The sequence below is a fragment of the Paracoccus sp. 228 genome (assembly GCF_000967825.1).
GTDB lineage: Bacteria > Pseudomonadota > Alphaproteobacteria > Rhodobacterales > Rhodobacteraceae > Paracoccus > Paracoccus marcusii.
The window spans coordinates 234,586-246,222 of record NZ_JYGY01000004.1 but is presented as its reverse complement, the minus strand read 5'-3'; the positions used below and the strand labels follow the sequence as shown (position 1 = coordinate 246,222).

Below are 11,637 nucleotides of genomic sequence, written 5' to 3'. Positions count from 1 at the left end.
TTGATGACGGACAAGACCCCCCTGTGGCAGGCCATCGCCGACACCCTGCGGGCCGAGATCACCTCGGGCCACTATCCCCCCGGCGACCGCCTGCCGTCCGAGGCGGCGCTGGCCACCCGTTTCGGGGTCAACCGCCACACGGTGCGCCACGCACTGGCGCAGCTGGCCGACGCGGGGCTGGTCCATGCGCGGCGCGGGGCGGGGGTCTTCGTGACCGCGCGACCGACCGACTATGCCCTGGGCCGCCGGGTGCGGTTTTCGCAGAACCTGGCGGCGGCGGGGCGCACGGGGTCGCACCGCTTCACCCGGCTGGAAACCCGCCCCTGCGACGCGGTCGAGGCGCAGATGCTGGACCTGTCCCCCGGCGATCCGGTCCACGTGGTCGAGGGGCTGTCGCTGGCCGACGGCCAGCCGCTGGCGCTGTTCCGGTCGGTGCTGCCGGGATGGCTGGCGGGGTTCTGTGACCAGGCCCGCGACCATCAGTCGATCACCGCGGCGCTGGCCGCCTGCGGGGTGGCCGACTATACGCGGGCCAGCACCCGCATCACGGCCAAGCTGGCCAATGCCACGCAGGCGGTGGCCCTGCGGATCCCGCAGGGCACGCCGGTGCTCCGCTCGGTGGCGGTGAACCTGGATGACCGAGGCCGGCCCGTGGAATACGGGCGGACGTGGTTCGCGGGCGACCGGGTCTCACTGGTGCTGGCGGACTAGGACCCGCGGATCAGGCGGCGGCGCAGCCAGCCCGACAGGCCATCCATCGCGATGACCAGCACCACGATCAGCAAGATGTAATAGGCGACCTTCTCCCAATCCTGCGTGGTCTGGATCGCCTGCGTCAGCATCAGTCCGATGCCGCCCCCGGTGATCGCGCCGATGATCGTCGCGCTGCGGGTGTTGCTTTCCAGAAAGTACAGCATCTGCGACAGCAGGACCGGCATCACCTGGGGGATGACGCCGAAGCGGTAGCGCTGCAGCGCGCCCGCGCCGGTCGAGCGGATGCCCTCGATCGGCTTGGCGTCCACGTTCTCCAGCGCCTCGGAGAACAGCTTGCCAAAGCTGCCGGTGTCGGTCAGCAGGATCGCCAGCGCCCCGGTCAGCGGCCCCGGACCGAAGGCCCGCGACAGGATGATCGTGAAGATCAGCGCGTCAACGCCGCGCACGAAATCGAACACGCGCCGCACCGCAAAGCGCAGCATGCGCGACAGGGCAAAGTTCTGCGCCGCCAAGAAGGCCAGCGGCAGGGCCACGAAGGCCGCGCCGAAGGTGCCCAGGAACGCCATCAGGATCGTCTCGAACAGGGCCCAGGCCACGGCCCCGTGCTGCCAGATGTCGTTCGTCCAGAACTCCGACAGGGCCAGCGACAGGTTGGACCGCGCCGGGTCGATCCGGTCGCCCCACAGGACCGCCGCCGCGACCTGTCCCGCGGACAGGCCGGCCAGCGGGCTGGACAGGTCGAAGAAGAACATCTCCCACCCCCAGAAGTAGCGCAGGGTTTCCGTGCGGGCGCGGGTGGCGGTGACGCGGCCCTGATCGGTGGTGATGGTTACGCGGGCGGGGCTGGCGTTGATGAACGCGGGCACCTGCCCGTCGGGCGTGTCCAGCGTCACGCCGTCGCCTACGGTCAGCGTGACGGGGCCGTAATCGGGAATGTCATAGGTGGTGCGCGGCCCGTCATAGGTGACGACATGGCCCGCGCCCAGGTCGATCACCGTCCGCGACCCCTCTGCCGCGACCCAGTCCGGCAGGCGGTCGGTGGCAAAGGTGGCGCGGGCGCTGCCCTCGACGCTGACGGAAAGGGCGTCGCGGCGGTTGTCGCGGGTCACGTGGATCTTGTGGCTGACCGTGTCGGCCATCAGCACGGCCGCGTTGTCCAGCCGCGCCCGCTGCGCCAACCCCGCCAGATCGAAGCTGATCGCGGCATAGACCAGATAGGCCAGGATCAGCGCCGGCACCGCCAGCGCCATGCGCCGCCTGCGGTCCATGATGCGGATGGTGCGGTCCTGCAGGGTCATCGTGGTCATGCGGGGGCCCCATGCGTCAGGCGGTTGCGGGCCAGGCCCGAGATCTGGTCGACGACCACGATGGTCATGAACAGCAGCAAAAAGATCGCCGCCGCCTGATCGAACTTGCCCTGACCGAAGGTCATCGCGTTGCGCAGCTCGTATCCGATGCCGCCCGCGCCGACGAAGCCCAGGATGGCCGATGCGCGGATGTTCACCTCCAGCCGCAGCAGCCCATAGGACAGATAGTTCGGCGCGACCTGCGGGAACACGCCCAGCCAGATGCGCTGCGACCAGGTGGCGCCGACGGATGCCAGACCCTCGACCGGTTTCAGGTCGACGTTCTCGTTCACTTCGGAGAACAGCTTGCCCATCGCGCCCGCGGTGTGGATCGCGATGGCGATGACGGCGGGGACCGGGCCGCCGCCCAGGATGAAGATCAGCACCAGCGCGATGACGATTTCCGGGATGGCGCGGCAGACGTCCGACACCCGCCGCGCCACCAGCACCAAGCGCGGCCACCGGGCCAAGCCACGCGTGGCCGCCAGAGACAGGGCGGTGCCCGCGATGCAACCCAGAAGCGTGGCGACCAGCGCGATGTTCAGCGTCTCGACCAGGGCGGGCAGGGCGCGGATCATGTGGCCGGGCAGGTTGGCCGATCTCTGCACCGCCTCGGACACGAGGGCCGCGGGGAAATCGCCCACCTGGTGCAGCCCCTGCCAGAACCCGCCGGCGTTGCGGGCGTCGGCCACGCGGAACCCCGACACCATCATCGCCACGAAGATGACGACCAGCAGCCCGCCATAGAGGCGTCGCCGCCGCGTCAGCGCCAGATAGTCGTGCTGGATTTCGACCAGTGCCATGCTGCCTCCTGGATATGCGAAGGCCGGGCCCTGTTCGGGGCCCGGCCCGGAAAGGGTGGCGATCAGTTCATCTCGGCGCGGCGGATGGCGATGATCGTCTCGTATTCCGCGTGGGTGACGGGGCTGAAGCCCGCGGTCTCTCCGGCGGCGACGCCATAGGCGCATTCGGGGTCCGATGCGTGCAGGCCTGCGACCAGGTCGATCATCGTCTGGCGCACGTCCTGGGGCAGATCCTTGCGGACGACCACCGGGCCTTCCGGGATGGGCGAGGATTTCCAGATCTCGACGATGTCGTTCATGTCGACGATGCCCGCATCGGTCGCCTTGCGCAGCGCGCCGGAGTTGTAACCGTCCTCCCACGCGCCCTGGCCGTCGGCCCAGGTCACGCCGGCGTCGAAATCGCCGTTGACGACGCCGATGATCGACTGTTCATGACCGCCCGAAAACGCGATGCGGCTGAAATACTCGCCCTCGGTCATCGAATAGCCCGCCTCGGGCAGTTCCACGTTCGGGATCAGGAACCCCGAGGTCGAGTTCGGGTCGGCAAAGGCAAAGCTCTTGCCCTCCATGTCGTCCAGCGAGGTGATGCCGCTGTCGGCGCGCGCGAAGCCGATCGAGTGATAGGTATAGCTGCCGTCCAGGTTGGTCTTGACCAGCACCGGCTCGACCGCCTCGGGGTCGGCGACGTACACGGCGGCATAGGCCGACGCGCCCAGCCACGCCATGTCCAGCGACCCGCCCAGCAGCCCCTGGATGACGCCGTTGTAATCGGCGGGGGTGAACAGGCGGACGGGGACGCCCAGGGCCTGTTCGGCATAGTCGCGCAGGCATTCGTTCGACGCCATGCGGTCCTGGGCGTTCTCTCCGCCCAAAAGGCCGATGCGGAATTCGGTGATCTCCTGCGCGTGCAGGGGGGTGGTCAGGGCGGCGGTCGCGGCCAGCAGGCTCAGCAGTCGGGTCATGGTGCTCTCCGGTTCGGGATCAGGCCAGCATGCGGGCGGCGTATTCGACATCCGCGCTGGTATCGGTGGGCATGGCGGTCGAGGTCGCGCTTTCGTTGAAATCCGCGTCGGCGCCATAGATGTCGCGGGCCACGCCCGTGGTCAGCTGCGACGGCAGCCCGTCGAACACCACGCGCCCGTCGCGCATGCCGATCACCCGGTCGCAATAGCGCCGCGCGGTGTCCAGCGTGTGCAGGTTGGCGATGACCATGCGGCCATCCTCGACGTTGATGCGGCGCAGGGTGTCCATCACGATCTGCGCGTTCATCGGGTCCAGGCTGGCGATGGGTTCGTCGGCCAGGATGATGCGGGGGTCCTGCATCAGCGCGCGGGCGATGGCCACGCGCTGCTGCTGGCCACCGGACAGGGCCTCGGCACGCTTGGGCGCCTGTTCGGCGATGCCGAGGCGGTCCAGGATCTCCAGCGCGCGGAGGATGTCGCCGCGCGGCCACAGGTTCAGCACGGTCTGCAACGTGCCGCGCCGGTTCAGAATGCCGTGCAGCACGTTCGACACCACGTCCATGCGCGGCACCAGGTTGAACTGCTGAAAGATCATCGCGCATTGGCTTTGCCACTGGCGGGCGGCGGCGCCGGTCAGGGCGGCAACGTCGCGCCCTTCGACCAGGATCCGGCCGCTGGTGGCGGGGGTCAGCCCGTTCATCATGCGCAGCAGCGTCGATTTTCCCGCGCCGGACCGGCCGATGATGCCGACGAAGGCCGGGCCGTCGATGCGGAAGGAAACGTGGTCGACCGCAGCCTTGCGGCCGAAGATGCGGGTGGCGTCGCGAATGTCCAGCATGGGGCCTCTCGATGTCATGGGGGCCGTCTAGCGGCGGGGCGTGACACCCATCCGACGATGCGGTGACGATCGGGTGACAGGGGTGACGGGCCCGCGCGCGATCCGGGCTTAACAGGCGGCGGCTTTGCCCCTATGAGGGTGGGGTTGCCAGCCCGGCCCCGCGCCATCGCCAGCCATTGACCCGATGGATGGAGAACCCGATGACGCGACACCCCTTGGCCGCCCTGATGCTGGGCACCGCGCTTGCCCCCCTGCCCGCCCTGTCCCAGCCGATCCTGCTGGACGAGATCACCCTGACGGCCGAGGGCGAGGCCCCGGCCCGGATCGCCCCCAGCGCGGAACAGATCGAGGATGCCCGCACCGGCACCATCGAGGACGTGTTCCGCGCCGAACCCAGCGTGACCGTCAGCAGCGGCATCGCCATCGCGGAACGCGTCTTTGTCAACGGCATCGACGAACAGCAGCTGTCGGTCAGCGTCGACGGGGCCGCGCAGAACAACCGCATGTTCCACCATACCGGCACCAACATGATCGATCCGGGCCTGTTGAAGGCCGCGCGCGTCGATCCGGGCGTGGCGCCGGCGGATGCGGGCTTTGCCGCGCTGGGCGGCAGCATCGCGTATGAGACGAAATCAGCCATCGACATGCTGGAGGACGGGCGCGACCGCGGCGGGCGTGTCACCATCGGCTATGGCGACAACGGCGGCACGGCGACCGGGGCGGTGACGCTGTACGGGCGCCAGGGGCCGGTCGACGCGCTGATCTATGCCAAGCGGGCGACGGGCGACGCCTATCAGGACGGGAACGGCCGTACCGTGGCCCGCACAGGGGCCGACCTGAACAGCGAGGCGCTGAAGCTGGGGGCCGAGTTCGGCGACTGGCGGGCGGAGCTGGGCACGATCCGGTTCCGGGACGACGCGCTGCGCCCCTATCGCGCGAACTTCACCGGCACGATCGGGGGTCGCCCGGTCCCCGAGACGCGCCGCTATGCGCTGGAACAGTCGACCCAGACGTTGACCCTGCGCCGCACGGTCGCGGAGGGCCTGCTGGACCCCGAGATCCGCATCGCGCGCAGCCGCAACCAGCTGGACACCGTCGACCTGCCCACGCCCGACGCCCCCGTTTCCGATTTCAACAATGGCGATGCGGATACCGTCAGCGTCGTCCTCCAGAACCGCATGACCGTGCACGGGGTCGAACTGACCGCGGGCCTGGACAACTATCGCACGCGCGCGACCTATGACGGGGTGTTCCGCGGCACGGCCGCCGCGTTTCGCGAGGACCGAACCACGACCGGACTGTTTCTGCAAGCGCGGGGCACGGCGGGGGACATCGACTACAGCGCGGGGCTGCGCCATGATTTCAGCCGGTTCACCGGTGCTGGGGGGCAGCGCCTGGACACCGACGGGACCAGCGCGAACGCCGCGGCCACCTGGCACGCGACCGATGCGCTGCGCCTGAACGCGGGCTGGTCGACGGTGTTCGGCGGCACGCAGCTTGCCTCGGTCTATGAGCTGGACGCGCCCTATGTCGCGCCCAGGGCCTATGACGCGCTGGAGCCCACGCGGGCGCGCAACGTGGTGATGGGCGTCGAATGGCAGCCGGGTGCGACGACCTTGGGGGCCGAGCTGTTCCAGACCCGCATCGACGGGGTCCGCAAGGGGCTGGTGTCGCGCGATCTGGAAAGCCGGGGGTTCCGTCTGTCCGCCCGCCGCGACTGGCAGGGCGGCTTTGCCGCGCTGCGCTACAGCGACACATCGGTCGAGCTGGACGGCCAGCCGGCCTCCAGCTTTGACCTGCGCGAACTGGGCACCGTGCCGGGCGGCATGCTGTCGCTGGAGGCGCGCCATGCCGTCATGGCCGGGCTGACCCTGGGCGGCGTCATCCAGCACGCGATCGAGGAGGACGGGCAGGGCGTGGATGTCGACGGCGACTGGCCCGGCTATACCGTCGTGGACGTCTTTGCCGAATACGAACCGGCCGCGTTCCGCAACGTGACCCTGCGCGCCGAGGTCAACAACCTGTTCGACCGCGCCTATGCCGACCGGGCGACCTATGGGGCGGATTTCAGCACCGTCGTGCAGCAGCTGGAACCGGGGCGCAGCATCGCGCTGACGGCCGATCTGCGGTTCTGATGGCCCCCCGCGGTCCGGGAAACCGGGCCGCACCCCTCGAAATGTCCCGAGGAAGTGGCGTTTTCCGTCTGGAATCCCTCGTCTTTCGTTCAGGTTGCGGTTATGTTCCCCTTCCGCCCCCCTGGGGTCGGACGCGCAACGAGAAGACCTGGACCGATGACCCAATCCCAGCCCGCCGCCCTGACCCGCACTCTGGATGCCGCCCGCCGCAAGCTGCTGGAGACGGGGACGCGCAACCGCCTGATCCATGTGAACCGCGACAATCAGCGCGCCAGCTGCCTGAACATCATCCACGAACGCAGCGACGAGGTCTGGCGCCTGCTGCGCATCCAGGGCAAACGCATGCGCTTTCGCGCCATGGGCAGCGACACGGCCACGCCCGAGGGCGTGCTGCTGCTGGCCGCGCCCGGTGCGCAGACCCAGTCCGACAGCCAACTGGAGACCCCCCTGGGCCCCGAGGCGCTGGCCCGCCGCCTGCTGCGCCTGTCCCACGACGCCCGCACCGCGGAGGAGGAGCAGGGCCTGAACGTGCTGTACCTGGCGATGGGGTTCCTGCGCTGGCGCGAGGCGCCCGGATCGCAGGTCCTGCGCGAGGCGCCGCTGATCCTGCTGCCTGTGCAGCTGGTGCGCAACGACCGCAGCTCGACCTTCGACCTGATGGCGCGCGAGGATGACCTGACCGCCAACCTGCCGTTGCAGGAGCGTTTGCGCCAGGATTTCGGCATCCATCTGCCCGAGATCGAGGAGGACGACAACTGGACGCCCGGCGACTATCTGAGCCTGGTTCAGGACGCCGTGTCCGGCCAGCAGGACTGGCAGGTGGACCGCGACGGAATGCAGCTGGGGTTCTTTTCCTTCGCGAAGCTGCTGATGCACCGCGACCTGGACCCCGCCAACTGGCCCGAGGGGGCGTTCGACGGAAACCCACTGCTGGACGGGCTGCTGGCGCAGGGGTTTGCGGGCGACGCGCCGCTGTTCGGCGATCGCGACCGGCTGGACGACCGTTTGGACCCGGCGCGCATCATCCAGGTGATCGACGCCGACGCATCCCAGACCAAGGTCATCGAGGAGGTCCGTGCGGGCGCCAGCCTGGTCGTGCAGGGCCCGCCGGGCACGGGCAAGTCGCAGACCATCACGAACATCATCGCCGCCGCCGCCCATGACGGCAAGACGGTGCTGTTCGTGGCCGAGAAGATGGCCGCCCTGTCGGTCGTCCACGACCGCCTGGCCCGCGCGGGCCTGCGCGACATCTGTCTTGAGCTGCATTCGCGCAGCGCCAACAAGAAGGCCCTTGCGCAGGAGCTGGGCCGGACCCTGATGGCCGGGGCGCATCCGTTGCCCGCCACGGCGGACCCCGCGCGCCTGCGCCAGACGCGCGACATGCTGAACGCGGTCACGGGCCTTCTGCACGACCCGTTGCCGCCCTGGGACGAGGCGCCCTATGCGGCGCTGTCGCGGATCATCGGGTTCATCGGACAGGGCGCCCGCCCGCCGGCCATCCCGCTGGACGGCCTGGAGGCGCTGGACGCCGCCGCACGCGAACAGGCGGCGCAGGCCATCGCCCGTTTCGTGGCGGCGCGCGACCGGGCCGGTTCGCCCCAGGCCCATCCGTTCCGCGGCGCGCGGGCGCTGGACCTGCAGCCGACCGATCTGGCGCGGCTTGGCGACGACCTGCGCGCCGCGCTGGCGGCGCTGGCGGCGGTCGCGGCACAGGGCCAGCCGACGCTGGACCGGGCCGAGGCGCGGGTGCGGATGCTGCGTCTGCTGGCACGCGCCCCCCAGGGGGCGGCGGATCACGCCGCGACCCTGTTCGCCGCTGCCCGCGATCCCCGCCTGGTGCAGGCGCTGCAGGCGGGCGCCGAATGGGCGGCGGCCCAGGAACAGGTGTTGACCCGTTTCACCCCCGCCGCGCCGGATCTGGACCCCGCGCCCCTGCGGGCCGGGCTGGCGCGCGGGGTGGGGTCATTCTTGGGCCGGCTGTTCGGCCCCTATCGCAGGGCGTCGGCACAGCTGCAGACGCTGCTGGTCGGACCGATGCCGTCTGCGGCCGCCGACCGGCTGGCGCTGGCGGATGAGCTGGTGGCGCTGCGCCGCCTTCGCCGCATCTTGGCCGACGACGAAGCCTATCTGGCGGCGACCCTGGGGACCGACTGGCGGGGCGAGCGGACGCCCTTTGCGCGGCTGGCGGCGGTGGCGGGCTGGCTGGGAGAGCTGGACGGCTGCCTGCCGGACGGGGCGGCGGTGGTGCAGGCGCTGACCGACATTCCAGACCCCGTGGCACAGGGCGATGCGCTGGCGGCGGCAGTGCAGGATGCGCGGGCGGCGCTTGCGCGGGTTCGCGACAGGCTGGACCTGGACGCGGAGGCCGCGGGCCTTGTGGGCGATGCGCCGATCGCCGATTGGCAGGCGGCGCTGTCGGGCATGGCCGACGCGCCCGCCCGCTATGCCGAATGGGCCGATCTGGCGCGCGACGCGCAGGTGGCCGGCCGCCACGGCGCGGCCGCGGTGGTCGAGGCCGTGCGCGCCGGGCAACTGGCCCCGCAGGACGCCGCGACTGAGTTCGCCTATGCCTGCGCCGAGGCGCGCTGGAACGCCGCCCGCCAGGCGCGTCCCGCGCTGAACGATCTGCCGATGCTGGATCGCCACGACCTGGTCGGCCTGTTCCGCCAGCTGGAGGCCGAGCGGATCGAGGCCACCAAGACGCTGATCCTGTCGCGACATTTCGATCAGCTGCCCCGCGGCACGCAGGGAGAGATGGGCCTGATCCGCGGAGAGATCGCCCGCCGCCGCGCGCACAAGCCGGTGCGCTGGCTGATGCGCAACGCGGGCGCGATGGTCCAGCGCATCAAGCCGGTGATGCTGATGAGCCCGATCTCGGTCGCCCAGTTCCTGCCGCCCGATGCGGTCAGCTTTGATCTGCTGGTCATCGACGAGGCGTCGCAGATCCGCCCCGAGGACGCCTTGGGCGTCATCGCGCGCGCGCGCCAGATCGTCGTGGTGGGCGACCAGAAGCAGCTGCCGCCGACATCGTTCTTCGACCGCCTGGTCGACGATGCCGAAGACCAGGACGAACCCGAGGACGGCCCCCAAGGCGCGAACGTGGCTGACATGGAGAGCATCCTGTCGCTGTGCGAGGCGCGGGGGCTGCGGTCGCGGATGCTGGAATGGCATTACCGGTCGCGCGACCCGTCGCTGATCCGGGTGTCGAACGCGGAATTCTATGACGACCGGCTGGTTTTGCCACCGTCGCCCCTGCAGTTGGACCCCGATTACGGGCTGAAGTTCCGTCGCGTGTCCGGCGCCTATGCCGCGCGCGGCAGCGGGCAGGGGCGTGCGGGGACGAACCGGATCGAGGCCGAGGCCGTCGTCGCCGCCATGGCCGATCACGCCCGCAACTGGCCGGGCCTGTCCCTGGGCGTGGTCGCCTTCTCCAAGGCGCAGGCCGACATGCTGACCGAGGTGGCGGATGCCGCCCGCCGCCGCGACCCGGCGCTGGACGCGCTGCTGCGCGAGGGCGGGGCCGAGGATGTGTTCGTTAAGAACATCGAGAACGTGCAGGGTGACGAACGCGACGTGATCCTGATCTCGGTCGGCTACGGCCCATCCGAACCCGACGGGCCGCTGACGCGGATGCAGTTCGGCCCTGTGAACGGCGAGGGCGGAGAGCGTCGTCTGAACGTGCTGTTTTCCCGGGCACGCATTCGCTGCGAGGTGTTCGCGTCCTTTGACCCGGGCCAGATCGACCCGTCGCGGACCACCCGCGAGGGGCCGCGCGTCCTGAAGCGGTTCCTGGATTTCGCGCAGTCGGGCATCATCGAGGAACGCCGCACCACGGGTCTGGCCCCCGACAGCCCGTTCGAGGAGGATGTCGCGCGCGTGATCCGCGATCTGGGCTATCTGGCCGATCCGCAGGTCGGCAGCGCGGGGTTCCGCATCGATCTGGGCGTGCGCCACCCCGACCGTCCGGGCCAGTACCTGGCGGCGGTCGAATGCGACGGCGCCGCCTATCACGGTGCGCTGTGGGCGCGCGAACGCGACCGTCTGCGCCAGGACATCCTGGAGAATCTGGGCTGGCGGTTCCACCGCATCTGGAGCACCGACTGGTTCCACCGCCGCGAGGCGGAGATCGCGCGGCTGCGCGACGCCCTGTCGCAGGCCCGCGATGCGGCGCAGCACGGCATCCGCCCGCGCGGCGCGAACCATGGGGCAGGGCCCGTCGTTCAAGACGACCGCGAACCGATCCTGGAGCTGGCGCCGCCCTTGCTGTCGGTGCCGCCCTATCGCCGCGCGGACCTGCAGGCCCCGCCCGAGGGAGAGCCCCATGACCAGCCCGACGCCGTCCTGGCCGACCTGGCCGCGGCCGTCATCCGCACGGAGGGACCGGTCCATGCCGACGAGGTGGCGCGGCGCATCGCCGCGGCCTTCGGCAAGGCGCGCACCGGCAGCCGGATCGGAGAGGCCGTGGCCCGGGCCACCGCACTGGCCCTGCACCGCGATGCCGACCTGATGCGGCAGGGCGATTTCCTGATGACCCGGGCGCAGGCCGACAGCCCGTCCGTCCGCGACCGCAGCGCCGAGACGGGCAGCCTGCTGAAGGCCGCCTGCCTGCCCTCGCAAGAGATCGCCGCCGCCGCGCGGATGATCCGGACCGAGAACGGCGGCATGACGCCCGACCAGCTGACCCGCGCCGTGGCGCGCCTTCTGGGCTTTCAGCGCGTGGGGCCGGACCTGTCCGAGGCGATATCGGGGGTGCTGCTGGGGATGGCCGCGGCCTGAGGCCTATTCCCCGCCGGGCGGAATGCGATTATGGCTGCCGCACAAGGCAAGGGAGCCGGACCG

7 protein-coding genes are annotated in these 11,637 nt (G+C 70.6%); 3 read left to right on the top strand and 4 right to left on the bottom strand.

The genetic code is table 11. The features are described from left to right. Positions 1–3 precede the first annotated feature (3 nt). The gene (phnF, locus tag SY26_RS14125; RefSeq protein WP_046001037.1) at positions 4–711 is read left to right on the top strand and encodes a phosphonate metabolism transcriptional regulator PhnF; all 708 of its coding nucleotides are present in this window, start codon (positions 4–6) and stop codon (positions 709–711) included. Here the strand turns inward: phnF and phnE (SY26_RS14120) are convergent. The 4 genes from phnE (SY26_RS14120) to phnC form a co-directional block, all read right to left on the bottom strand. After that, positions 708–2,021, bottom strand: a complete 1,314-nt coding sequence (gene phnE, locus SY26_RS14120) for a phosphonate ABC transporter, permease protein PhnE (protein WP_046001036.1) — start codon at positions 2,019–2,021, stop codon at positions 708–710. The genes phnF and phnE (SY26_RS14120) overlap by 4 nt on opposite strands. Further along, a complete protein-coding gene (gene phnE, locus SY26_RS14115) occupies positions 2,018–2,863 on the bottom strand; it encodes a phosphonate ABC transporter, permease protein PhnE (RefSeq protein WP_046001035.1) in 846 nt (281 codons plus the stop codon). The genes phnE (SY26_RS14120) and phnE (SY26_RS14115) overlap by 4 nt, the downstream gene beginning before the upstream one ends. A gap of 62 nt (positions 2,864–2,925) precedes the next feature. Beyond that, a complete protein-coding gene (phnD, locus tag SY26_RS14110) occupies positions 2,926–3,825 on the bottom strand; it encodes a phosphonate ABC transporter substrate-binding protein (RefSeq protein WP_046001034.1) in 900 nt (299 codons plus the stop codon). A 19-nt stretch (positions 3,826–3,844) separates the two neighbouring features. Next, positions 3,845–4,663, bottom strand: coding sequence for a phosphonate ABC transporter ATP-binding protein (gene phnC, locus SY26_RS14105; RefSeq protein ID WP_046001033.1), 819 nt, complete (start codon positions 4,661–4,663; stop codon positions 3,845–3,847). Between the two features lie 200 nt (positions 4,664–4,863). On the opposite strand from phnC, the gene SY26_RS14100 reads away from it, so the two are divergent. Continuing rightward, the gene (locus tag SY26_RS14100) at positions 4,864–6,798 is read left to right on the top strand and encodes a TonB-dependent receptor domain-containing protein (protein WP_157020505.1); all 1,935 of its coding nucleotides are present in this window, start codon (positions 4,864–4,866) and stop codon (positions 6,796–6,798) included. A gap of 156 nt (positions 6,799–6,954) precedes the next feature. Further along, positions 6,955–11,574, top strand: coding sequence for a DUF3320 domain-containing protein (locus SY26_RS14095; protein WP_046001031.1), 4,620 nt, complete (start codon positions 6,955–6,957; stop codon positions 11,572–11,574). The last annotated feature ends 63 nt before the right edge of the window (positions 11,575–11,637 follow it).

What these genes read in the sequence shown, in the direction of transcription:
- phnD (WP_046001034.1), bottom strand. Translation starts at nt 3,825, where the DNA reads ATGACCCGACTGCTGAGCCTGCTGGCCGCGACCGCCGCCCTGACCACC.
- phnC (WP_046001033.1), bottom strand. Translation starts at nt 4,663, where the DNA reads ATGCTGGACATTCGCGACGCCACCCGCATCTTCGGCCGCAAGGCTGCG.
- phnE (WP_046001035.1), bottom strand. Translation starts at nt 2,863, where the DNA reads ATGGCACTGGTCGAAATCCAGCACGACTATCTGGCGCTGACGCGGCGG.
- phnF (WP_046001037.1), top strand. Translation starts at nt 4, where the DNA reads ATGACGGACAAGACCCCCCTGTGGCAGGCCATCGCCGACACCCTGCGG.
- phnE (WP_046001036.1), bottom strand. Translation starts at nt 2,021, where the DNA reads ATGACCACGATGACCCTGCAGGACCGCACCATCCGCATCATGGACCGC.
- SY26_RS14095 (WP_046001031.1), top strand. Translation starts at nt 6,955, where the DNA reads ATGACCCAATCCCAGCCCGCCGCCCTGACCCGCACTCTGGATGCCGCC.
- SY26_RS14100 (WP_157020505.1), top strand. Translation starts at nt 4,864, where the DNA reads ATGACGCGACACCCCTTGGCCGCCCTGATGCTGGGCACCGCGCTTGCC.